Here is a 24,464-nt window from a genome sequence, read left to right as displayed (position 1 = left end):
CGCAACCCGAAGTCCGAAGTCCGCCTCCACGAAAACAGGTGCCCGCCTTACGCCACAAACAAAAAAGGCGAGGCCGAAGCCTCGCCAAAATGTGCTGAACCTCAATCGTAATAGGGAAGTTTACGATCGACACCGTTGATATTGACCAGCACAAAGCCTGTTGGCGTGGTTTTGTTGGTTGGCGTACCGTCTGCCGTTGCCAGCGTCAGCACCCCCTTCTCATTGGCCCCAATCCCTGCCAGACCATTGTGCATGCCGAAGCGTGCGGCTGGCTTCAGGGTGCCCATGGTGGTGGTATCGGTAACGACCGACAGATCGGACTGGAACAGCGAGCAGGAGCCGGAATCGAAACGCGTCGGGCCCGTGTTTTTCAGGTTAAGCATGGTGTCGCCACTGTTGGCTTTCAGCTTCACCCACACCACGGCATAAGTGGTGCCGACACGGCCGTAACGCATATCCAGGATGGCGGGCTGCCCCATATGAAAGGCATCCGCCCACACTGTTTCCAGCCGCTGCAGGTTGATCCAGGTTTTACCGCTGCTGGCCACGTTAACCGGGGTGCCCGCCGTGCCGGTGGGCTGAGTGGCATCGGCCTTACCAATAAACTCCATCACCCATTGCTGGTTCGCATTGGGGAAGAACAGTTGTCCCAGGCGATACCAGTTATCTGTCGACGTGTTGTTGGTAATTTTGTAGCCGCTGTAATATCCAGCTCGCAGTGAACCGGTCAGGAAGCTGCCATAGCTTTCGTCACGGCGATAGCCATATTCAAAGGTAGATAACCACCGACCTGCCGCCAAATCGTTAGAGATCTTCGCGCCCGATTGCAGGTTGATTTGGCGCATCAGCACGCGCGCATTGTTGAGATTGAAGGCGTTGCCGCAGTCCTCAATATTGAGCGTATCAATGGTCCAACCGCCATCCGACAAATCCCCCGGATTGCGCGTGTGCTCAATCCACACATTGCGCAAAATCCCTTGCGTACAGCGCGGCATGTAAAGCGTGGCATCGCCATAGCCGGTCTGGAAATTACAGTTACAAATCTCAATCGCCGTGGAGTGATCCCACGCGCCATTCGGTGAGTTAGACCAGCCGACATCAAATACGCGCGCATAGGTGTACAGGGTATAAATCTGGTCAAATTTACTGTCCAGCGTATCCAACACCTTGATCACCGTACCGCCGTTATTCTGCGCGCGGAAACAGTAGATATTTACCGTGGTGCCTTCGATACAGGTATTTTCGAAGAACGGCTGCACGTTGCTGCACATGGCCGCGGTGATGGTGCCTTTGTTGGTGGTGATATCGGCCGTCGCCTGGCCATTCCACGCGATACCTCGGATTGAAGTACGGCGTGCCTTCACCTTAAATACCGTGTTGGCACTTTTATCCGAGATGATGGTGGTGCGCGGCAGGGAACCCAGCTCAACATCATCGCCCTGCAAGCCAAAGAAGGCATTGTCTGTGGCGCTGATGTCGATCGGGTTAATTAAAAATTTCCCTCCCGGAAAACGCACCGGCAAATCTTTGATGTTACCGCTGTAGGTTTGGGTCCATGCCAGCATGCGCGTAAAGGAGTCAGTGTCGTTGGCGTAGCCATCCCCTTTCGCACCAAAGTGGTAAACGTTGATGTCGGAAGGATCGTTAATCACACGTTTCCAGTAAAAACCGTTACCCACCGCCAGCGTCCCGCCATCATCCGTGGCGGTGGTGGTGCCGATAAAACCGGTGAAGTCACCGCCACCGTGGAAGGTTGAGTCGGCGTTATAGCGACGCAAAAACGCCAAATCGCCGTTTTTGCTGGGGACGGTGGTACGCAGTTCAGCATAAGAGTTAACTTCGATCATCATAGCCTCCTCGGCCTTTTCAGGTTTGCAATTCAGATGAAGGAACAGCCTTAGTGCGCCGAGGGGGCGCAGTGCTGATCCCAAAGATCGTTGTGATTGTTGATGGCGCGCACGGTGCGAACGTCCATGCGCTCGGCGTCATTGCCGTGGGTGTAAATCGGGGAAAAAAGAGTACAAGCAGAGTCGATAACGACGGGAGATTCAGGGCTGGTGGTATTTCGACTGCTGCAGCTTGTCGCGAGCAGCAGTGTCATCAAGATTAAGATTATTGGCTTCCACACGTTTGGCCTCCTCGCGCAGCTGTTGCTGCTGCTGATTTACCGCAACGGCTTGCACCGCCGCTTTGTTTGCCGATTCAACGTCTGATTTTGCTTGCTGCTGCACCTTGCCGATTTTTCTGCCACCGAAGTAGCTGGCAACCAATGCGGCAACAATGCCCCCCAGCGCAGCCAGCCAATGCCAGCTACCACCGAGCAGCGTGGTGAGAAAAGTCATGGTTTCTCCTCCAGCGTCTTACGCTGTTCAATCAGGGTTTTCTGGCGTACAAACTGCGCCAGCACGCCCATCGCCACCATAAAGGCGCCAATCATGCCAAGGTAGTTGTGGGGCAGCACATCTTTGACGTCTTGTGGTAAGGCGTTCCAGGCGTCCAGTGCCGAGGACGGAAAGGATTGCGCCCAGGCACTGAGCATCGAACCCAATGAAGCCAGCCACACTGACCAGGTTTTGAATAACAGTCGCGCATGCTTCACGAACTCCAGCGTGGTGAAGCGCTGAAGCAGCAGCAACACAATCACCGCTGCTAACACCGCGATGACAAACATCAGCCATTTCATGTTCATAACAGCCCCCGATAGATGTCGTAGGTGCCGCTGCGCATCACCTCCGCGTGGCGTCGCGCACGCCCTGGCGTTTGTCGTGCCCATAAGCTGTCGAGCATGGCATTGGCCGCACTGTTGAAGTCTCCCTGGGTGATGGCGCTGAGCATGCCGCGAAACATCGATACGCCATCCACCCCCAATTGATACGCCATGCTGATCAGCACATCACAGCGCGCCTCACTGCACTTACCCAGCGCCTGCTGAACCAGGGCTCGCTGATTCATCTCCAGCACCTTGTTTTCAACGATGCACTGCTTCCACACATCGCCAACGCGTCGCGGGACCTGGAAGATGTAGTTGCTGAGTGAGGCACCTTTCGGCCCGATGCGGATGCCGCCCGCCACGGTGGGAAAGCCCTGCGTATCAAGGTAGGGCGCCTCACGGTAGCCCTCTTCAAAATTTAAAATGGCAATAATCTGGCTCATAACGATTCCTCTTTGACGGGCGCAATAGTCTGAAAATCTCTGCGCAAACAAGGTAAAAACATAAATCTCACTGATCTGTCCGCCCTCCGACGCCACGCGAGCACCGCGCAACGCTCAAGCGAGACTAATTAGTGAGCAATGATTAAGCGTTCCGCTTAAAAACTGGGAAAATGCAGCAAAAGATTTAGCGCACGGCGTACAAATGGACATGGGGTAAACAGCAGTTATCGAAGCTCGCGCCCTCGGTTTGCGTTCGCTTGGGGGCCATGACGGCACAGTCGGCACGCGAGCGTGTCTGGCGCTGGCAGATGCGCTCAGCGGTGCGTAAGGTGACGTTTTCGGATTCAAGGCCTAAGGCGCTGTCGATACTGCACTTAAGACGGCTGAGGGACTGGCGGCGTCGGTGACGGCGGGTGCGCGCATTCCCGGTGAAGACTGACTTGCCATACTGGATAATCGCCATAACTCCTCCTGTAAATGAGTCTTTGGCGATGGGGTGGCAGGCGCGGCATGTCGGCTGAAGCCGAGGCGTCCGGGGTTCCACTGCATACACTCGTCATCGACCCGCCCGGCTGCATTCGCGGCCAGGGATAAGCAGAGGAGAGTGAAGTCAGAGGAGAACTGACGACGCTGCAAAATGCGCATCCACCCCATCCCAAAATCCACTGACTTTGGGTGGTTGGTATCGCGCTTGTGCAGCGCCTCAATTGTTTAAGAGCGGGCTCATCCGAGAGCAGTGATGTCGTCCTTCCATGCTCAAATTATTAACAGGTTCTAATGCATTGGCAAACACCAACAGTTAATTTTTTTATTTACCATCAGTTAAATTTATGATTTCAGCCAGAATATTTTTTTGACTGCTTAGCGCGTTATGTGATCAGCCTAAAATCTGGTAATCACGCGCCTGGCTCATGATGACGCGCGCCACCACCTGCAAAGATGCCGCCTCATCCAGCGTGAGATACCAGGTCTCATAACGCTTGTTGTCAGAGATGACCGCCACCTTTTGTGTTGCAGCTGCAAGCGTTTGAGATACAGCTGTTGGTCCAGCGTGAACAGATAAATTCCATCGCCATCAAAACGATGGACGCTGATATCGACAAACAGCTGATCGCGCGGCGCAAAGGTGCCCGCCATCGAGTCATTGTTCAGCGCAATCAGGCGGATGTTCTCGGCGGGTCGGCCGTTGAACAGGACGCGTGCTTCATCCAGCCCGTATTCAATCGCCTGAATGGTTTCAACTAAATCATCACGCGCGGCGATGCCCTGGACGCTGCGCTGCCCAATATCCAGACTGACAACACGGAACATGTGTTTTGAATCGTTCAGCGCAGGATGGCCAATCGCAGCATCGGGCTTTTCCATGCCGAATTGCAGCCACTCGACGCGCACATCCAGTAACTGGCTTAACGCCAGCATGTTGTTATCATCTGGAATTGATTGAGCGTTAAACCATTTCCAGACCCCCGGTGTTGAGATCCTGCATCCCCTTTGCTGCAGTGCCTGAGCAACCTGTTTGTTTCGTCCATGTCCGACAATTCCCGCACTATCACACGCGGCAATCAGCCTGGCAGTAAAAGCTTGTCTCGTACTCTCTTTTTTAACCATCAGTTAATAATCTGCCTTCAGTAAAAGACTGAATGTTATTTTCGTTTTTGCTACCAGTTCATTTTATATTACCGTCAGTTTACTACCCAACCGCTTTTATCAATGAAGTTGGATAATCATTATCCCCTTCGGCTGGGTGGAAACCAGTAATGAATGCCCGACAGCTTGTTCTGACAGGGGTTTTCAGGATTGTTCTGTGGCGCTAAGACCAGCACCCCAAGGAAAAAATGATCGAAAAGACGCTGAGACGCCATAGATGACAGAAATAAATCAAAAAGCTCTGGAAATAATTGGATCGAAAGCAAAAAAATGGGCACCTGTTAGGTGCCCATGGTGTTGCAGACGTAAAAATTAGCCGCGCAACGTGTCGTCACCCCAGCCAATCCACTTGTAGGTGGTCAGCGCTTCCAGCCCCATTGGGCCTCGCGCATGTAGCTTCTGGGTGCTGACCGCCACTTCCGCGCCCAATCCAAACTGGCCGCCGTCAGTGAAGCGGGTACTGGCGTTCACGTAGACCGCCGAGGAATCAACCTGATTGACGAAGCGGTTGGCGTTACCAATGCTGCGCGTCAGGATGCCGTCAGAGTGCTGAGTGCCGTGCGCGCGGATGTGGGCAACCGCCTCATCCAGATCGGCCACCAGTTTGACGTTAAGATCGTTAGATAACCACTCATCGTCATACTGTTCATTTTTCACCGCCACTACGCTGGCCGGGCCGTTTTGCAGCAGCGCCAGTACATTTTCATCAGCGTGCAGCGGGATATTTTCCTGCGCCATACGTTGCAGGAAGGCAGGAATAAAGCGTTCGACCTGATGCTGATGGATTAGCAGCGTTTCCAGCGAATTACACGCGCTTGGGCGCTGCTTCTTGGCGTTAACAATCACGTCCAATGCCGGTTCGATCTCCATAGTTTCATCGAGATAGAGATGGCACACGCCGATACCGCCGGTGATCACCGGGATGGTCGAGTTTTCGCGGCACAGTTTATGCAGCCCTGCTCCGCCGCGCGGGATCAACATATCGACGTAGCGATCGAGCTTCAGCAACTGGTTAACTAACTCACGGTCCGGATTTTCAATCGCCTGTACAGCGCCCTTGGGTAAACCATGCTCGCTGAGCGCGTTTTGAATCACGCGAACGGTGGCCGCGTTGGTGCGATACGTTTCTTTGCCGCCGCGCAGAATCGCCGCATTGCCGGTTTTCAGGCACAGGGAAGCCACATCGACGGTGACATTAGGGCGGGCTTCATAAATTACCCCAATCACGCCCAATGGCACACGGCGGCGCTCAATACGCAAGCCGCTGTCCAGCACGCCGCCATCGATCAGTTGTCCGACCGGATCGGCCAGACGACATACCTGACGCACATCATCAGCAATACCTTTTAAACGCTGCGGATTGAGCGTCAGGCGATCCAGCAAGGCCGCACTCATGCCGTTTTGGCGCGCATCGGCCAGATCCTGCTCGTTAGCCGCCAGAATATCGGCACTTTCCGCTTCCAGACGATCGGCGATGGTCAGCAGCACCTGATTTTTTGTTCGGTAGAGAGTTCTGCCAGTTTGTACGACGCTGCGCGCGCCGCTTTACCCATTTCTTCTAACATCATCTGCTCCTTAACTGACGATCATGTCGTCACGATGCACCGCAACCGGGCCATACTCGTAACCGAGGATATCGCCGATTTCCTGGCTATGATGACCGGCAATCATGCGCATGGCATCGCTGTTGTAGCGCGTCACGCCGTGGGCAATATCGCGGCCCTGAAGGCTACGAATACGGATCACCTCACCGCGCGAGAAATTACCCTGCACTTCGCGGACGCCTTTCGGCAGCAGTGAGCTGCCTCGTTCCAGCACAGCAGCCAGTGCGCCATCATCAATGACGATTTCGCCCGCCGGTGGCGCGCCAAAGATCCAGCGTTTGCGGTTTTCCAGCGGCGATTGCTGCGCGTGAAAACGGGTGCCAACCGGCTTGCCATACAGCACATCGCTGATCACGTCCGGCCGGCTGCCTGCCGCGATGATCACGTCAATACCGGCGCGGCACGCGACATCCGCCGCCTGCAGTTTGTCGCCATGCCACCCGTGCCGAGGCCAGAGACACTGCCTCCGGCTAGCGTGCGCAATGCATCATCAATCTGGTGCACATCGCTGATCAGCTCAGCTTCTGGATTGGTGCGCGGATCGGCAGTGAACAAGCCCTGCTGATCGGTCAGCAGCAGCAGTTTATCAGCACCGCCAAGCATCGCCGCCAGCGCTGACAGGTTATCGTTATCGCCCACTTTAATCTCAGCGGTCGCCACCGCATCGTTTTCGTTAATCACCGGCACGATGTGGTTGTCGAGCAGCGCTCGCAGCATGTCACGCGCGTAGAGGAAGCGTTCACGATCTTCCATGTCAGCACGCGTCAGCAACATCTGCCCGATGTGAATGCCGTGAATGGAGAACAGTTGTTCCCACAGCTGAATTAAACGGCTCTGCCCCACCGCAGCCAGCAGCTGCTTTGAGGCGATGGTAGGCGGCAGTTCGGGGTAACCCAGGTGTTCGCGTCCGGCGGCAATCGCGCCAGAGGTAACGATAACGATACGATGGCCCGCCGCGTGCAGTTGTGCACACTGACGAACCAGCTCCACCATGTGCGCACGATTCAGCCGACGTGAACCGCCGGTGAGGACGCTGGTACCCAATTTGACCACTAGGGTCTGACTGCCACTCATGTTTTTCCTGCCATGTAAGAAAAAAATTCTGCGAAGGGACGTTTTATCAGGAGTCAGCGAGGAAGCCAACAGCAGCAAGGGGAAAAGCACAAAAATCCCCTGACAATGCGGTAGACCAAAAGTTCGCGATTAACAAGAAATCAGAAAAACTGTCATAAAACTTTCATCTCTAATCGGTAAAAAGTCCCCTGTTTTACAAACCCTTTCAAGGGTACAACAAATTTTACTCATTGGGATTGATAGCAAATGAAGAAGAGCACACTGGCATTAGTCGTATCTGCGCTGGCAATGGCTTCCACCGCACACGCCGCAGAAGTTTATAACAAAGACGGTAACAAACTGGACTTCTACGGCCGCGTTAAAGCTGAGCACTACTTCAGTGATTCAGCGTCAAACGACGGTGACAAATCTTACGTTCGTATCGGTTTCAAAGGTCAGACGCAGATCAACGACCTGATGACCGGCTACGGCCAGTGGGAATATCAGTACAACGTCAACAACTCTGAAGGCTCTGACGCTAACTCAGGCAACAAAACCCGTCTGGGCTTTGCCGGTCTGAAATTCGGTCAGTACGGTTCATTCGACTACGGTCGTAACTACGGCGTGCTGTACGACGTTGAGGCTTGGACTGACGTATTCCCAGAGTTTGGTGGTGACGGTACTGCACGTACTGATAACTTCATGACTGCGCGTGCTACTGGTGTTGCGACTTATCGTAACAGCAACTTCTTCGGTCTGGTTGATGGCCTGCGCTTCGCGCTGCAATACCAGGGCAAAAACGATGCGACCAGCGCTAACGCACGTGGTAGCGCCACTGACACCTCTCGCCAGAACGGCGACGGCTACGGTGCGTCACTGGGCTACACCATCGGCAGCACCGGCATCAGCCTGATGTCAGCTATCACCTCTTCTGACCGCACCAACCAGCAGCAAGCGCGTGCTTACGGCTCTGGCGATAAAGCGGATTCATGGGGCGCAGGCATCAAGTATGACGCTAACAGCGTTTACCTGGCCGCAATCTACACCGAAACCCGCAACATGACCCCAATCAGCGGCACCAACTCCGTGACCGGTGCAACCGTGTCAGGTGCAGCAAACAAAGCACAGAACATTGAATTGGTTGCACAGTACCAGTTCGACTTCGGTCTGCGTCCGTCCATTGGCTATGTACAGACCAAAGGCAAAGATATCGAAGGTATCGGCGATGCTGACCTGGTTAAATACATCGACGTTGGCGCGACTTACTACTTCAACAAAAACATGTCTACCTTCGTTGATTACAAAATCAACCAGCTGAACGACGACAACCGTCTGTCACTGAACAACGACGACGTGGTTGCTGTTGGTCTGACTTACCAGTTCTAAGTCGTTAGCATTACCCTTGTTGTGTCTATAAAAAAAGAGCCGGCTCATCACCGGCTCTTTCTTTTTGTCTCTTTGGGAGGCAGCACAGCCGCGTCCCACCATTTCTCGCTTAAGCGCTTAGCTTAACCGGTTCTTCTTTGAATCCCTCGGCGGGTTTGAGTTCCAGCTTCAGATCCTTTAACACCGCTTTCAGGCGTTCATGGAAGTTACGCAGCGTACTCTCCACTCTTTCGTTATTCTCTTTGCCTTTGATTGTCGCGACACCCCAGTCACCGTCTTTGTCGAACAAACCAAAGTGGTATTCGTAGGTGAAATGGTCCTCGTGCGCTTCCAGTGTCATCCACCAGCCCCAAAACTCGCGGAGTTCAGGTGCAGGTTTGACATTGACACACGCCGCCAGGCAATCAAAAAAGAAACGTGTCTCTTCACATTTCCCTTCACGAATATACGGCCCCAATTCGGTGAAGCGCTTCAGCAGGCGACTACGGGGATGACCACTCGGTAACGTCATGCTAATTCTCCCTCAAATAAACCGTAAATTGTCTCTCGCTACGCGGTTCTCGCGCGCAACGCAAACTATCCCGGATATAAGTTGTAGCAGAGCGTTGGTTTTTTGCCAGTCAGACACCCAATTGTTTTGCCAGCCAGTCGCAGATTTGGTTCAGCGCCTTCTCAAAGCTGGAGAAAACCGGCTTGACGGGAATCGCCAGCACCTTGCCCTGCGCGGAGGAGTTAGCGATCAACTGCGCTTCCTCTTCGGGGCTGAACAAATCGTCCGGCCAGTATGCCGCCAGCATCGGCGTTGGCGTGCGGCGGCCCAACAAGCCCTGCACTTTCAGCGAATAGCGACTCAGTTCAACGCGCAGGTTATTGTCAGAAGCCGATGACATACCCAGGCGACTGGCCAGCATATCCATATACATGTCCGGCAGCTTTTGTTGGCGCTGCTCATCGACAAATATGTTGTGCACCATCGCGCCCAACGTGGCAACCGCCCGCAGACGCGGCACTTCCAGATAAGCCAATCGCGTGGCCACGTTGGCACCGAAGCGATAACCAAACAATGCCACTCGGGTGTGATCGATCCACGGCACGTTGCTCAGTTCACGCAGCACCTGTTGATGTACCTGGCTGGTATCCTGATTCAGCGGCCATTTACTGCTGAAGCCGACAGAGGGCATATCCAGCGTCAGCATAGCAATGCCGCGTGGCGCCAGGTAATCGTGGAACAGGCGATAGTGATCGCTCTGCAATGAATCCAGGCCGCCACACAGCAGCACGGTAGGATACGGCGCTTCTGCCTGCGCAGGCATATGCAGAAAGCCCGTCACTGGGCTGCCGCCGCTGATCTGGAAGGTGAGTGACTTCAGCTCGCCGGGCAGACGCTGTGTGGCCTCTTCATACGCACGGTTCGCCAGCACCTGTGCCTGATCGGCCAGATCATCCCCTTTGATATACGGATAGGCGGCGATGCTGTAGAGATTTGACGCGCGCATCCACTGATGCCCCGCCTCTTCGTGATCCTCATTCTGCATCGCCCGCTGCTGCCACAATGCGGCCTGTTTCGACCATTCGTAGTTCCAGTTGCCACCGCGATAGCCAATCACCGTATCCAGTTGATTTTCATCGGTGTGCTCATACTCACTGATGGCAATACGCGCCAGCACTTCGCTGATCTCCTGCGGTGACAGTCCGCGCCACGTCCACAGCAGCTTATTGAGCATGCGATACCAGCAGGGCTGGGTGTCCCCTTCGAGGGTATTGTGGACCTGCACCGGATGGTGGTGCTGACGATGCACCAGAGAGGAGGTTTCAGGGTGTTTAAAGCGGGGCTTAAAAAGCTCTTCGCTGAGGTTTTTATCCGACATCTTAGACGTTCTCCCGCGATAGTCGCATTGATGTCTAAGAGTATACTGCACCCGCATGTTGGGTGCGAGGCATAGAAAGCACAACGCCCGGCATAACCGGGCGTTGTTTGCGTTGCATCAATCAGCTTTTGACGATTGGCGGAATGTACACCACGCCCATGTCCCACGGCTGTTCGATCCAGGTGTCCTGCGGGATATCGACAATATAGTCATCCACTAACGATCGGCCAGCCGGCTTAGCGAAAATGGTGCAGAAACGGGCTTTGGGATACATGTCGCGGATCGCTTGCGCGGTACCACCGGTATCCACCAGGTCATCAATCACGATGAAGCCTTCACCGTCGCCTTCTGCGCGCTTCAGCACTTTCATTTCGCGCTGATGATCGTGATCGTAGCTGGAGATGCACACGGTATCGACATAGCGAATACCCAACTCACGCGCCAGCAACGATGCAGGAACCAGACCACCACGGCTCACCGCAATGATACCTTTCCACTGTTCCACAGGCAGCAGGCGCTGGGCCAGTTTACGGGCATGGATCTGCAACATGTCCCAGGTGACGACGTATTTTTCGCTCATAAAAGAAATCCCGACCAACAATCGTTGGTTTAAAAAATAGACAAGGGGGAAAAGGTTGCGCGAGATTATAAGGATCTGACGCGTTAAAAACCAGCATCTGTCGCACTGGATGCAGGATTTTAGCGCGCCTGAGTACGCGCCCGGTGAAAAACAGTGATATTCTCAGCCTTATCACGTCAGATGTGCTGACGGCGATCTTTCACTGGAACCCGGCGTGCGAGCGGTATGTCCGCCGCGCTGACACAGGAGATGCATTGTGTCTGAATTGTCGCAACTTTCCCCCCAACCGCTGTGGGATATTTTCGCTAAAATCTGCTCCATTCCGCACCCTTCTTATCATGAAGAAGCACTGGCTGAACACGTGGTTAGCTGGGCAAAAGAGCAAGGCTTGTGGGTTGAGCGCGATCAGGTTGGCAATATCCTGATTCGCAAACCGGCCACTGCGGGCATGGAAAATCGTACCCCTGTCGCGCTGCAGGCACACCTTGATATGGTGCCGCAGAAGAATAGCGACACGGTGCACGACTTCACCAAAGATCCGATTCAACCGTACGTTGATGGCGAATGGGTCAAAGCGCGTGGTACCACGCTGGGCGCAGATAACGGCATTGGTATGGCGTCGGCCCTGGCTGCGTTAGCGGATAACTCGCTGATCCACGGCCCGCTGGAAGTGCTGCTGACCATGACCGAAGAATCCGGCATGGACGGCGCTTTTGGTCTCCAGCCGAACTGGCTGCAGGCCGACATTCTGATCAATACCGACTCGGAAGAGGAAGGTGAGATCTATATGGGCTGCGCGGGTGGCATTGATTTCATCACCACCCTGCCGTTAAGCCGTGAAGCGATTCCTGCCGGCTTTGAAACCCTTAAGCTGACGTTGAAAGGCCTGAAAGGCGGTCACTCTGGTGCCGATATCCATCATGGTCTGGGCAATGCCAACAAATTGCTGGCCCGCTTCTTTGCGGTGTATGCGCAAGAATTGGATGTGCGTCTGATTGAGTTCACCGGCGGTACGCTGCGTAATGCCATCCCGCGTGAAGCCTTCGCCACGCTGGCTGTCGACGGTCAGAAAGTGGATGCCCTGAAATCGGCTGCCGCTCATTTCCAGGCAACGCTGCTCAATGAGCTGGGCATTAAAGAGAAGAACATCGCCTTAACCACCGAGCCGCTGGCACATCAGGCTCAGGCGCTGACCACTGACAGCCGTGACCGTTTTATCAACCTGCTGAACAGCACGCCAAACGGTGTGATCCGCAACTCAGACGTGGCCAAAGGCGTGGTGGAAACCTCACTGAACGTCGGTGTGGTGACCATGGATCAGGACAATGCCGAAATCATCTGCCTGATTCGTTCGCTGATCGATACCGGTAAAGATTGGGTGGTGGAAACCCTGACCTCGCTCGGCCAACTGGCTGGCGCGAAAACCGCACCGAAAGGCGGCTACCCAGGCTGGCAGCCAGACGCCGACTCACCGGTGATGGCGCTGACGCGCAAGACCTACGAAGCGCTGTTTGGCAAGACGCCAAACATTCAGGTGATTCACGCGGGTCTGGAGTGTGGTCTGTTCAAGAAACCGTATCCGAACATGGATATGGTGTCGATTGGGCCGACCATCACCGGTCCGCACTCACCGGATGAGCAAGTACATATCGAGAGCGTCGGCCTGTACTGGAAGTTGCTGACCGCGTTGCTGAGTGTGGTGCCTGAAAAGGCGTAAGCGTTCGGATTACGAGATTGAACCAGGCTTCGGCCTGGTTTTTTTATGCCTGCTATTTGCAATGCATCGCCCGATACCAGCATAAACCCCTAAAAAACCGATCCTTTACCCCTGTAATTCACCAGTCATTTCCGCCTCACCAGTTTTAGACGCCGTTACACCCAGATGTCTGGATGGCTAATAAGATTTCGTGCTAGCTTATGCGCTTTCGTTTGTTGCCCAGCGTTACGGCTTCAGAAAAAATGCGACCCACTCCCTCTAATTAAGGCCGAACCCAATGAGTGCGATTAACCGCCTGGAGATGCGCAATATCTCCATCGCTTTTGGCGGTTTTGCCGCACTGACTCAGGTCGATTTTCTGACCGAAGGCGGATCGGTGCATGCGCTGACCGGCGCCAATGGCGCGGGGAAATCCACGCTGATGGCGGTGCTGTCGGGCGCACACCATCATTACAGTGGTGAGATTCTGTTGGATGATGTCCCAGTCTCGATTCGCACACCGCGTGATGCCAAAAAACTCGGTATTCATCTGGTACAGCAGGAAGTCGATGTGGCGCTGGTGCCGCAGCTGAGCGTGGCGGAAAACATCCTGCTCGATCAGCTGGCAGAACCCGGCCATGTTTACAGCTGGCGCGAGATTCGTCGCCAGGCGCGTGCTCTGCTCAATCAGTTGGAAGTGAACATCGATGTTAATCGTCTGGTGGAACGCTGCTCGCTGGCGGAAAAACAGCAAATCCTGCTGGCGCGCGCCCTCTCCCACCACTGCCGCTTTTTGATCCTTGATGAACCCACCGCGCCGCTCGATCAGCATGAAAGCGAGCGCCTGTTTACCGTGGTGCGCCGCCTGCAAAACAACGGTATTGGCGTGGTGTTTATCTCCCACCGCATTCACGAACTGAAAGCGATTTGCGATCGCTTAACCGTGCTGCGCGATGGCCGCTTAATTGAGAGCAGCCCAATGGCGGCGCTGAGCGGCGAGCAGATCGTCGAGAAAATGCTGGGACATCAGCTGACCGATGTCTATCCGCCACGCCGTGAACGCAGCGCACAACCGCTGCTGCTGTCGGTGGAAGGCCTGCATGATGATCAACTGCTGGCAGATATTTCACTGCATCTGCGCAAAGGCGAAATCCTCGGCATTGCCGGATTAGCCGGCGCGGGGAAAACCGAGCTGTGCAAGGCGCTGTTTGGCGCCAATAAAAGCCGCGTGGAAAAAGGCGAGCTGCACGGCAAACCGTGGCGCCCTCGCTCACCGCACGACTCGGTGGAAAACCGCATGGCGCTGGTGCCGGAAGAGCGCCGCAAGGAAGGCATTTTTATCGATGAACCGGTCAGTATGAACCTGAGCGTCAGCGCCGATAGCAGCTTTTCGCGCTGGAGCTTGTTTGGCCATCGTCAGGCGTGGCGCTGGGCTGAAGAGGTGATTCAGCGCCTCAACGTGCGTACCACAGGACCGGCGCAGATTTTGCGTCGTCTGTCAGGCGGTAACCAACAAAAAGTGGCGATTGGTAAATGGCTGCGTAATAACGCTGACGTGCTGATTTTCGATGAGCCGACCAAAGGCGTCGACATCAAAGCGAAGACCGATCTGTTCAGCCTGATTGACGGCCTGGCGCGCGAAGGCAAAGGCATCATTTACGCCTCGGGCGAGTTTTCTGAACTGGTCGGCTTATGTGACCGTATTTGTGTGCTCTGGGATGGGCGCATTGTGGCAGAGATGGAAGGTCGTGAGGCCACAGAAGAGATGCTATTGCTTTATTCCACCGGAGGAACCCCTGCGTGAGCAGCAAAGAACAATCCCTAACCCCGCAGCCTTCTCTGCGTCATCAGCTTTTTGATTTTCTCTATAAATGGGGCATGTTGCTGACCGTGGTGATCCTGATCGCCGGGTTTGGCCTCGCGTCGGACAGCTTCCTCGAACCCACAAACATCATCAACATCCTGCGCTCAATCGCCATCGTCACGGTAATTGCGATTGGGGTGTCGATTTCGCTGACCATCGGCGGTTTCGATTTGTCGGTGGGTTCAACCGCTTCGCTGGCCAACGCGCTGGTGATTTCGCTGTTTGTCTGGCACGGCTTTGGCACCACTGAAGCGATCATCATCACCCTGCTGCTGTGTACTCTGGTCGGGCTGTTTAACAGCTTCCTGATTGTGATCCTGCGCATTCCCGACATGTTAGCCACGCTGGCGACCCTGTTCGTGATTCAGGGCGTGGCGATGACGTACAGCTTCGGCGGTTCGATTACGGAGAACATGGTGATGCCAAGCGGCGATATGGCCGAAGGCACCATTCCGGCGGCGTTTGGCCTGCTGGGTCAGGTACCAACCATTGTGATTATCATGCTGGTGGTAACGATTGTGGCACAGTTAGCGCTGTCGTTAACCAAGCACGGTCGTCGCATGTATGCGCTGGGTGGCAATCCAGAAGCCGCGCGTCTTTCGGGCATTCGTACCACGCGCTATCGCGTACTGGCCTATGTGCTGGCATCGCTGCTGGCGGGCTTAGGCGGCATTCTGCTGGCATCGCGCATTGGCTCTTCGCAGGTCAACGCGGGCGGCGGCTACCTGATGGATGCCGTTGCTGCGGCATGGATCGGCTTCTCGCTGGCCGGTTCCGGCAAGCCTAACGCGCTCGGGACGCTGGTCGGCGCGGTGATTCTGGGTGTGTTACAGAACGGACTGGTGATGCTGTCGGTGCCTTATTACGCCATGGACATTATCAAAGGCCTGGTGCTGGCTCTGGCCCTGGCGATTACCTACATTCAGCGCCGTTAAGGCGCGTTTACTGAGAAAGAGATTCTAATGAAAAAAATACCCCTTTCGCTGCTGGCCTTAAGCCTGCTGAACGCCACGGCCGCTTTCGCTGACGCAACGGTGCCTGCCGTGATTGCCAATCATGAAGGCCCGGTTCGCATTGCCATCATCCGTAACCTCGGTTCTGACGACAACACCACGCAGTTCGTGGCCGGTGCCATTCAGGAAGGCCGCAAGCTGGGCTTCAAGGTGAGCACCTTCCTCAGCAACGGCGATGACGCGCGTTTCCAGGATTTCGTCAATCAGGCGATCAGCCAGAAATATGACGGCATCATCCTGTCGCACGGTAAAGATCCCTACTCTACCGCGTTAGTGCAGCACATTGCGGCGGCCGGTATTAAGCTGTCGGTGTTTGACACCCCGGTGAATACGCCTGTCGAAGGCGTGACCGTCACCGCACAGAATGATGCCTCACTGGCGCAGGAATCACTCGGTAGCCTGATCAAAGATTTCAACGGCAAAGCTAACATCGTCAAGCTGTGGGTCGCGGGTTTCCCGGCTATGGATCGTCGCCAGGTGGTGTATGAAAAATTGCTGAAAGAGAATCCTGGTATTCATCAGTTGGAGTCGATTGGTGCGGTTTCTTCTGACGTACAGGGCGATACCGCCAACAAGATTGGCGCAATTTTGGCGAAGTACCCGAAAGGTAAGATTGATGCCATTTGGGGTTCGTGGGATGCCTTTAGCCAGGGTGCTTACAAAGCACTGCAGGAGAATGGCCGTACTGAAATCAAACTGTACAGCATCGACGTCTCTAACCAGGATCTGCAGTTGATGCACCAGAAAAACAGTCCGTGGGTGCAGACGGTGGCGGTGGATCCTAAAACCATCGGCGCAGTGAATATGCGTCTGGTGGCGAATAAGATTGCCGGCGAAACCACGCCAGCAAGCTATGAGTTCAAAGCGTCTGCCATTTCGCAGCAGCAGTTGAACAGCCAGCAAGGTGCAGTGAACGTGGCCTCGTTGAACAAGATTATTCCAGGCTGGGGCGAGAACAGTGATTTCGTGGCGCCGTGGTTTGCCACGCTGGAAGCCAAGTACGGTAAGAAGTGATTTAACGCCAGGTGCGCTTCAATGCGCACTTTATCATGGGCTGTTGAAATCAACCGGGTCACGATGCGTTGTGCCCCGGTTATTACCAACCCAACACCAGCTGCCGCTCCAGCTGTGGATCCAGCATCGTCACGTGCAATCCCACCAGCCGCACGCCGCGTCCTGCACGCCGTTCATCCCAGGCCTGACGCGCTACCGCAATCATGTCGTCTTTATTCAACACCGGCCAGACGTGCTCCTGGGTGGTTTGCTGGAAATCATTAAATTTGAGTTTTACGCCCTGACGAGCAATCTGTTTGTCCGGCCGAATGTTGGTCAGCCGCCGGTCCAGCTCCGCATACAGAAAATCAATAATTTCCAGACACTGTTCCCAGCTATGAATATCTTCCATTAGCGTTCGCTCAACGCCGAGCGATTTACGTTCGCGCTCCACCACCACATCGCGCTCATCGATGCCGTTGCTGCGTTCCCACAGCACGCGGCCAAATTTACCGAATCTTTTAAGCAGCGAAGCGAGATCGGCTCTCTGCACATCGGCGCAGGTGCGCAGTCCCATCTCTTCCAGCTTTTTGGTCGCCACTTTGCCAACGCCGGGGATTTTGCTAAGCGGCAGCGTCAGTAAAAAGTCCGGCATCACTTGCGGGGTGATCACATACTGCCCGTCAGGCTTATTGAGATCGGAAGCAATCTTGGCGAGGAATTTGATCGGTGCAATACCCGCCGAGGCGGTTAACCCGGTTTCACGCAGGATATCGGCCCGTATCGCCTGCGCCATCAGCGTGGCCGAGCCCTGACAGTGAAGGCTGTCCGTGACATCAAGGTAGGCTTCATCAAGCGACAGGGGTTCAATCAGCGCGGTATAGCGGGAAAAGATATCGCGGATTTGGCGCGACGCCTCTTTGTAGGCATCAAAGCGTCCAGGCAGTAGTTTCAGATGCGGGCAGAGCTTGAGCGCCGTCGCCGTTGGCATCGCGCTGCGTACGCCGTATTTTCGGGCCGGATAGTTGGCAGTGCTGATCACGCCACGCTGTACCCGGCTGCCGCCAATGGCGATGGGAATATCACGTAATGAAGGATCGTCGCGCATTTCAACTGCTGCGAAAAAGCAGTCCATATCAACATGAATGATTTTGCGCATACGCCCTCCGAATACTGGATAAGTATACAGCAGAGAAAAAGTTCGGCAATAATTGTTGAGCGGCGAATTAAAGTTTACAAAATTCTGGTCGTAATCCCTTTAGGAATGCACCATTTTCACGGACACTGTCTTGATTAAACCTCAGACAATGTTAATGTTGCGCTGCGGTAGCGGATATTTCCGATAATGCAATACCCAGACGCTTAGCGTCATCGTCTCTCTTCACTTCAAGGTACACACAGAATGGGCAGAATCGCATTGTTGCTTGCGATGATTCTTATGCCAGTCCTTAGCTGGGCCATTTCACCAGAGCCAACGCAACCGTCGGCGCCGGTGAGCAAAGAGTTAAAGAAACAATTACTTGGCACCCCTGTTTTTATTCAGATTTTCAAGGAAGAGCGTACGCTGGAACTGTACGGCAAAATCGGTAATGAATATCGTTTGCTGGACAGCTATCGCATTTGTAATTTCTCTGGCGGTTTAGGGCCTAAGCGTCGTCAGGGCGATTTTAAAAGTCCGGAAGGGTTTTATAACGTTAAGCTGAATCAGTTAAAACCTGACAGCCGTTTCTACCGCGCGATTAATACCGGATTCCCGAATCAATACGATCGTGATAAAGGTTATGACGGCAACTATCTGATGATTCACGGTGATTGCGTATCGATTGGCTGCTACGCCATGACCAATGCATCGATGGATGAGATCTTTACTTACGTCAATGCTGCGCTGCGTAACGGCCAGCAGGATGTGCAGATTAATATCTATCCGTTCCATATGACCGACAGCAACATGCAGCGTCATCGCTACTCAACGTACATCAACTTCTGGCGCGAACTGCAGCCGGGTTATGCCTACTTTGAGAAGTATCACGTCCCCCCAACGGTGAACGTGACGACCACAGGTCAATATGCGGTGAACAGCACGCCGGTGATTTCCACACCGGATGCTGCCTCGAAGTCATTCCTGGCGCTCACCCAGGCAAAATAATGCCCATTCGCCTGGCACTATCCGGTGCCAGGTTTCATTTCCCGTCAGCGGCTGTGTCGCAATCACTGTCACGACATCTTTTGGCGTGGTTTGCTGCATAAAATCAATCTCCACATCCTGATCGAGCAGCTTCGCGGTGCCAAACGGCGCACGACGCGTGATCCAGTAGAGATTGGTGGAACAGAATGCCATCAGATAACGTCCGTCCGACAGCAACATATTAAACACGCCCTTTTCACGCATCTCGGCGGCCAGTTCAGCGATGTAGCGGAATACCGCAGGCCAGTTACCCGGCGTGCGCGGATAGCGCTCGGCTAATTTATGCAAGATCCAGCAAAATGCTTTCTCACTGTCGGTTTCACCCACAGGACGGAAGGTGCCGGTCTCCAGCTGTTTATAGCCTTTCAACTGCCCATTGTGCGCGTAGGTCCAGTTTCGGCCCCACAGCTCACGCGTGAACGGATGGGTGTTTTCCAGCGACACTTCACCACGATTCGCCTGGCGGATATGCGCCACCACGGAGTGCGATTTGATCGGATACTCTTGCACCAATCGCGCAATGGGTGAATTGTAACTCGGCTGCGGATCTTTGAAGGTGCGGCACCCCTTACCTTCGTAAAACGTAATGCCCCAACCATCTTTGTGCGGCCCGGTTCCGCCGCCACGCTGCACCAGGCCAGTAAAACTGAAACAGATGTCCGTGGGGACATTGGCGCTCATCCCGAGCAATTCGCACATAGCAACCGCCTTAAGTCAGAACCTCCCGCCGTAACGGGAGGAACACGTCATTACTTAACCATCTCTTTTTCGACCAGCAGCATCAGGATGTGGATCACTTTAATATGGATCTCCTGAATGCGGTCGGCATAGCCAAAGTGTGGGACGCGAATTTCAATATCCGCCGTGCCTGCCATTTTACCGCCATCTTTGCCGGTCAGCGTGATCACTTTCATGCCTTTCTCACGTGCGGCTTCCACGGCTTTGATGATGTTAGCGGAGTTGCCTGAAGTCGACAGACCCAGCAGCACATCACCTTCGCGGCCCACGGCTTCAAGGTAACGCGAGAAGACGTAATCATAGCCAAAGTCATTACTGACGCAGGAAAGATGGCTGACATCAGAAATGGCAATCGCCGGGTAGCCAGGACGATTTTCACGGTAGCGACCCGTCAGCTCTTCAGCAAAGTGCATCGCATCACAGTGAGAGCCACCGTTGCCGCAGGACAGCACTTTGCCGCCCGCTTTGAAGCTGTCTGCCAGCAGCACGGCCGCGCGCTGAATCGCATGAATGTTCGCTTCGTCACTCAGGAACTTGTTGAGCGTATCGGCTGCTTCATTAAGTTCTGAGCGAATAATGTCCTGATACATAGGGATGTCCTTTAGAGGAAAGATTTGCCCAGCAAGTTTAACGGAATGGGAGAAAGCCGCAAAGCGCCTGCATCGGGGAAAAATGCACAGGGTTAGCCGTAATTGCTCTGTTGATGTCCACTGAGTGCGATTTTGTGAGTTCCGTTGTAATTGCGATGTAAACAGATTGCTAAAACCCGCCCACTGCTCTAAACCTTAACGCATAACAGGTCAGACCTCTTACAACTTACGGAGCGGTTCATTATGTTGCTTGCCTCGATTGTCGCGACGCTGATTTTAATTAGCGTCCTCTTTTATCATCAAGTCTCACTGCGGCTGAGCAGCATGATATTGCTGTTGTGGACAGCTGCCATCGCTGCCGCTGGCTTATGGACGCCCTGGCTGTTGCTGCCACTGGCGATCATACTGCTGCCTTTCAATCTGCCCGCGATGCGTCGCAGCATGTTCTCCAAACCGGCGTTGCACAGCTTCCAGAAAGTGATGCCGCCGATGTCACGCACCGAAAAAGAAGCCATCGACGCGGGTACAACCTGGTGGGAAGGCGATTTGTTCCGTGGCAAGCCAGACTGGCAGAAGCTGCATAGCTATCCGCAGCCGCGTTTGACGGAAGAGGAGCAAGCCTTCCTTGAAGGTCCAGTGGAAGAAGCCTGTCGAATGGCCAATGATTTCCAGATCACCCACGAACTGGCCGATTTACCGCCGGAGCTGTGGGCTTATCTCAAGCAGCATCGTTTCTTCGCCATGATCATCAAGAAAGAGTATGGCGGACTGGAATTCTCTGCCTATGCTCAGGCGCGCGTGTTGCAAAAATTGGCCGGTGTCTCCGGCATCCTGGCGATTACCGTAGGCGTGCCTAACTCACTCGGCCCAGGCGAATTGCTGCAGCATTACGGCACTGACGAACAGAAAGATCACTATCTGCCGCGTCTGGCGCGTGGGGATGAAATTCCGTGCTTCGCATTGACCAGCCCGGAAGCCGGTTCAGATGCCGGTGCCATTCCGGACACCGGCGTGGTGTGCATGGGTGAATGGCAAGGACAGCAGGTGCTGGGGATGCGCCTGACCTGGAACAAGCGTTACATTACGCTGGCACCGATTGCCACCGTGCTGGGCCTGGCGTTCAAACTCTCCGATCCCGATCATCTGCTGGGTGACACCGAAGAGTTGGGCATCACCTGTGCGCTGATACCCACACAAACGCCGGGCGTGGAGATTGGTCAACGCCACTTCCCACTCAACGTCCCGTTCCAGAACGGCCCAACGCGCGGCAAAGATATTTTTGTGCCGATTGATTTCATCATCGGTGGACCCGTCATGGCCGGTCAGGGCTGGCGCATGCTGGTGGAGTGTCTGTCAGTGGGTCGCGGCATCACCTTGCCTTCCAACTCGACCGGCAGCCTGAAAAGCATTGCGCTGGCCACCGGTGCTTATGCCCATATTCGTCGTCAGTTCAAAGTTTCCATTGGCAAGATGGAGGGGATCGAGGAACCCCTGGCGCGTATTGCGGGTAACACTTACGTGATGGATGCGGCGGCTACGCTGATCACCAGCGGCATCATGCTTGGTGAAAAACCGGCGGTTCTGTCGGCCATCGTGAAGTACCACTGCACCCATCGCGGCCAGCGCGCGATTATTGATGCAATGGATATCGCGGGCGGCAAAGGCATCATGCTCGGCGAAAACAACTTCCTGGCGCGCGCTTATCAGGGTGCACCAATAGCGATTACCGTGGAAGGCGCAAACATTCTGACCCGCAGCATGATTATCTTTGGCCAGGGTGCAATTCGCTGTCATCCGTGGGTGCTGGAAGAGATGAATGCCGCTGCGAACAACGATTTAGTGACCTTTGACCGCGCGCTGTTCAGCCATATTGGCCATGTTGGCAGTAACAAAGTGCGCAGCCTGTGGCTCGGCCTGACCGGCGGCCGGACCAGCTCAGCGCCTACTCGTGACGTGACGCGCCGCTACTATCAGCAACTGAACCGCCTGAGCGCTAACCTTGCGCTGCTGTCGGATGTGTCGATGGCGGTGCTGGGCGGCAGCCTGAAGCGTCGTGAACGCATATCAGCCCGCCTGGGTGATGTGTTGAGCCAGATGTATTTGGCCTCTGCCACCCTGAAACGCTATGACGACGAAGGCCGTAATGTGGCCGATCTGCCGCTGGTTCATTGGGGTGTGCAGGATGCGCTGCATCAGGCTGAAGTGGCGATGGACGATCTGCTGCGCAACTTCCCTAATCGTTTAGTGGCGGGTGCACTGCGCCTGGTGATTTTCGCCGGTGGCAAACACTGCCCGGCACCATCAGACAAGCTGGATCATCAGCTTGCGAAACTGCTGCAGCTGCCGTCTGCTACTCGCACACGTTTGGGTCGTGGCATGTATTTAACGCCAAGTGAGCACAATCCGGCAGGTCAGCTGGAGCAGGCGTTGCAGGATGTGATGGCGGCTGAGGTGATTCATGACAGAATCTGTAAACAGCAGAAAAAACATCTGTCGTTCACTCAACTGGATGTTCTGGCACAGCGTGCGTTGAAAGAGGGCTGGATTGACGAAAGCGAAGCCAAAGTGCTGACGCGCGCAGAAGTCAGTCGCCTGAAAGTGATTAACGTGGATGACTTTGCGCCGGAAGCGCTGGCCGCACCGAAGCCGCAGGAGAAGCGCAGCCCTCGTGCCAGTGAAGCGGCATAACCGTACCGAAGAGGATTATAATGGCGCGCCCTGGTGCGCCATTATTCGTTTCAGGCGGCCTCAAGGCCGCCTCTGGCATGTGATTTTTCGCCGCTACAGATCGGTTCAACCCGCCTGACGAATCCGCGCGATCAGTGCATCCACATCCGCAATATGGTCCGATGCCAGAATCAGCGTGCGACCTAGCGTGATGCAGTTACGGATACATTCGGTACGCATCGTATCATCAGCAATCTGTTTGAAATCTGCCACGTGTGACATGCCCACCGTACGGCGAATCAACTCGGTTCCACAGTAGCCAATGGTGTCACTCCACACTTTACGCAGGAAGGCTTCCGCATAGCCCGGATAGGCCAGCGCCACATCGGACGTCCTGGCATGAGCCAGTTCCAGGAAGCGGCTGGAGAATTGGCTCCACACTTCATGTACGTCGCTCAGACGACGCTCACGCCCTTCTGCCGCTTCACGCGGGGCCAGCAGGCCCGGCAGGCAGCAGTAGTTGATCAGCAGATTGCCGATCGCACTGCCGATATCAAAGCCCATCGGGCCGAAGTAACCGAACTCGGCATCGATCACTTTCAGGCTGCCATCAGCCACGAAGATGGAACCGCTGTGCACATCGCCGTGCAGCAACGCTTCAGCATCCGCAAAGAAACGATGTTTCAGCCCGGCCACGGCGATTTTTAATGTGTTGTCGGTGCGCAGACTCACCACCAGCGACTCCAGCGCTGCCGGGTATTTATTACGCTCGTGATCGATAAACGGATCGTTGAAGAACAGGTCTTCGGTGATTTCGCACATTTCCGGGTTGATGAAACGCGCCACTTCCGCTTTTTTCTTATGCGGGTGCAGGAAGAAATCAGAGGTATGGAACAACGTCTGCGCCAGATACTCACCTAACTGGCGGCCCGCTTCTGGATAATAAGCACCCTTTACCAGTTCACCGCGCCAGATACGCTGGCTGGAGAGATCTTCCATCACCATCACCGCCAGTTCGGCATCGTAATGCGTGACGTTAACCGTATGTTCCGGACAGTGTTTGTAATGTTCGACCAGGGTCTGCGCTTCAAGGCGCGCGCGATCCAGCGTTAACGGCCAGGATTCACCCACGCAACGTACGTATGGCAGCGCCTGTTTCACCACTACGCGGCTCTGGCCTTGGTTATCAAAAATCTTAAAGACCAGGTTGAGATTGCCATCGCCGATCTCCTCTGCGCTCACCAGCGCTGACGGATCGTCCACACCGCCAAATTTTTTAGCATATTCCACCGCATCAGCAGCGGTGAAGGTACGGTATTGCGACATTGCCTGTTCCTCGACATTCGATAGTAATAAGCCGTTTGGACGTCTATACATCCGTCACGCATGTTGGCACAATAGCCGCTATTAACGCAACAGGGATTTCA

General features: G+C 54.6%; 19 protein-coding genes and 3 pseudogenes. 7 read left to right on the top strand and 15 right to left on the bottom strand.

The window, feature by feature from the left end:
• Positions 1-101: 101 nt before the first annotated feature.
• The 8 genes and pseudogenes from HA45_RS02635 to proB all read right to left on the bottom strand — a co-directional run bounded on the left by HA45_RS02635 (position 102) and on the right by proB (position 7,478).
• Positions 102-1,847, bottom strand: coding sequence for a putative phage tail protein (locus HA45_RS02635; RefSeq protein ID WP_100702200.1), 1,746 nt, complete (start codon positions 1,845-1,847; stop codon positions 102-104).
• A gap of 201 nt (positions 1,848-2,048) precedes the next feature.
• Positions 2,049-2,342: a hypothetical protein gene (locus HA45_RS02630; protein WP_100702199.1), complete on the bottom strand. Its 294-nt coding sequence runs from the start codon at positions 2,340-2,342 to the stop codon at positions 2,049-2,051.
• Positions 2,339-2,683 carry a DUF7940 domain-containing protein gene (locus tag HA45_RS02625; protein WP_205960956.1) on the bottom strand — a complete coding sequence of 115 codons (345 nt, stop codon included), beginning with the start codon at positions 2,681-2,683 and terminating at the stop codon, positions 2,339-2,341. Before HA45_RS02625 ends, HA45_RS02630 begins: the two co-directional genes overlap by 4 nt.
• A gap of 2 nt (positions 2,684-2,685) precedes the next feature.
• Positions 2,686-3,153, bottom strand: coding sequence for a lysozyme family protein (locus HA45_RS02620; protein ID WP_100702197.1), 468 nt, complete (start codon positions 3,151-3,153; stop codon positions 2,686-2,688).
• Between the two features lie 184 nt (positions 3,154-3,337).
• Positions 3,338-3,616, bottom strand: a complete 279-nt coding sequence (locus tag HA45_RS02615) for a transcriptional antitermination N peptide (protein WP_100702196.1) — start codon at positions 3,614-3,616, stop codon at positions 3,338-3,340.
• Positions 3,617-4,030: 414 nt separating this feature from the next.
• Positions 4,031-4,761, bottom strand: a pseudogene (locus HA45_RS02610) (S24 family peptidase).
• Between the two features lie 351 nt (positions 4,762-5,112).
• Positions 5,113-6,365 (bottom strand): annotated as a pseudogene (gene proA, locus HA45_RS02605) (glutamate-5-semialdehyde dehydrogenase).
• A gap of 10 nt (positions 6,366-6,375) precedes the next feature.
• Positions 6,376-7,478, bottom strand: a pseudogene (gene proB, locus HA45_RS02600) (glutamate 5-kinase).
• 246 nt (positions 7,479-7,724) lie between these two features.
• On the opposite strand from proB, the gene ompC reads away from it, so the two are divergent.
• On the top strand, positions 7,725-8,843 hold the full coding sequence (gene ompC / locus HA45_RS02595; RefSeq protein ID WP_100702192.1) for a porin OmpC: 1,119 nt from the start codon (positions 7,725-7,727) through the stop codon (positions 8,841-8,843).
• Positions 8,844-8,952: 109 nt separating this feature from the next.
• Here ompC and crl read toward each other — a convergent pair whose 3' ends face one another.
• From crl to gpt, 3 genes are all read right to left on the bottom strand, one after another.
• Positions 8,953-9,354 carry a sigma factor-binding protein Crl gene (gene crl / locus HA45_RS02590; protein WP_100702191.1) on the bottom strand — a complete coding sequence of 134 codons (402 nt, stop codon included), beginning with the start codon at positions 9,352-9,354 and terminating at the stop codon, positions 8,953-8,955.
• A 109-nt stretch (positions 9,355-9,463) separates the two neighbouring features.
• Entirely contained in the window at positions 9,464-10,711 is a 1,248-nt protein-coding gene (gene frsA / locus HA45_RS02585) for an esterase FrsA (RefSeq protein ID WP_100702190.1), read from the bottom strand.
• 121 nt (positions 10,712-10,832) lie between these two features.
• Positions 10,833-11,291: a xanthine phosphoribosyltransferase gene (gene gpt, locus HA45_RS02580; RefSeq protein ID WP_100702189.1), complete on the bottom strand. Its 459-nt coding sequence runs from the start codon at positions 11,289-11,291 to the stop codon at positions 10,833-10,835.
• Between the two features lie 256 nt (positions 11,292-11,547).
• Here gpt and pepD point away from each other — a divergent pair, with 256 nt between their 5' ends.
• The 4 genes from pepD to HA45_RS02560 all read left to right on the top strand — a co-directional run bounded on the left by pepD (position 11,548) and on the right by HA45_RS02560 (position 16,878).
• Positions 11,548-13,008 (top strand): beta-Ala-His dipeptidase, encoded by a 1,461-nt coding sequence (gene pepD, locus HA45_RS02575; protein WP_100702188.1) that lies wholly within the window; start codon positions 11,548-11,550, stop codon positions 13,006-13,008.
• 277 nt (positions 13,009-13,285) lie between these two features.
• Entirely contained in the window at positions 13,286-14,791 is a 1,506-nt protein-coding gene (locus tag HA45_RS02570; protein ID WP_100702187.1) for a sugar ABC transporter ATP-binding protein, read from the top strand.
• Positions 14,788-15,786, top strand: coding sequence for an ABC transporter permease (locus tag HA45_RS02565; RefSeq protein WP_100702186.1), 999 nt, complete (start codon positions 14,788-14,790; stop codon positions 15,784-15,786). The genes HA45_RS02570 and HA45_RS02565 overlap by 4 nt, the downstream gene beginning before the upstream one ends.
• Before the next feature lie 27 nt (positions 15,787-15,813).
• Entirely contained in the window at positions 15,814-16,878 is a 1,065-nt protein-coding gene (locus HA45_RS02560; protein WP_100702185.1) for a sugar ABC transporter substrate-binding protein, read from the top strand.
• Between the two features lie 82 nt (positions 16,879-16,960).
• Here HA45_RS02560 and dinB read toward each other — a convergent pair whose 3' ends face one another.
• A complete protein-coding gene (dinB, locus tag HA45_RS02555) occupies positions 16,961-18,016 on the bottom strand; it encodes a DNA polymerase IV (RefSeq protein WP_100702184.1) in 1,056 nt (351 codons plus the stop codon).
• A 243-nt stretch (positions 18,017-18,259) separates the two neighbouring features.
• Between dinB and dpaA the strand changes: the two genes are divergently transcribed.
• Complete coding sequence (dpaA, locus tag HA45_RS02550; protein ID WP_100702183.1) at positions 18,260-19,003, top strand: peptidoglycan meso-diaminopimelic acid protein amidase; 744 nt, start codon at positions 18,260-18,262, stop codon at positions 19,001-19,003.
• On the opposite strand, the gene HA45_RS02545 is transcribed toward dpaA, so the two are convergent.
• Both HA45_RS02545 and lpcA read right to left on the bottom strand, forming a co-directional pair.
• Positions 18,974-19,741, bottom strand: coding sequence for a class II glutamine amidotransferase (locus HA45_RS02545; RefSeq protein ID WP_100702182.1), 768 nt, complete (start codon positions 19,739-19,741; stop codon positions 18,974-18,976). The genes dpaA and HA45_RS02545 overlap by 30 nt on opposite strands.
• 50 nt (positions 19,742-19,791) lie before the next feature.
• Positions 19,792-20,370, bottom strand: a complete 579-nt coding sequence (gene lpcA, locus HA45_RS02540; RefSeq protein WP_100702181.1) for a D-sedoheptulose 7-phosphate isomerase — start codon at positions 20,368-20,370, stop codon at positions 19,792-19,794.
• 243 nt (positions 20,371-20,613) lie between these two features.
• Between lpcA and fadE the strand changes: the two genes are divergently transcribed.
• Positions 20,614-23,058, top strand: a complete 2,445-nt coding sequence (fadE, locus tag HA45_RS02535) for an acyl-CoA dehydrogenase FadE (RefSeq protein WP_100702180.1) — start codon at positions 20,614-20,616, stop codon at positions 23,056-23,058.
• A gap of 105 nt (positions 23,059-23,163) precedes the next feature.
• Here fadE and mtnK read toward each other — a convergent pair whose 3' ends face one another.
• The gene (mtnK, locus tag HA45_RS02530) at positions 23,164-24,363 is read right to left on the bottom strand and encodes an S-methyl-5-thioribose kinase (RefSeq protein WP_100702179.1); all 1,200 of its coding nucleotides are present in this window, start codon (positions 24,361-24,363) and stop codon (positions 23,164-23,166) included.
• Positions 24,364-24,464 lie beyond the last annotated feature (101 nt).

This window comes from Pantoea rodasii, assembly GCF_002095465.1.
Taxonomy (GTDB): Bacteria; Pseudomonadota; Gammaproteobacteria; order Enterobacterales; family Enterobacteriaceae; genus Pantoea; species Pantoea rodasii.
The sequence above is the reverse complement of the archived record's forward strand: the minus strand, read 5'-3'. Positions and strand labels throughout refer to the sequence as shown.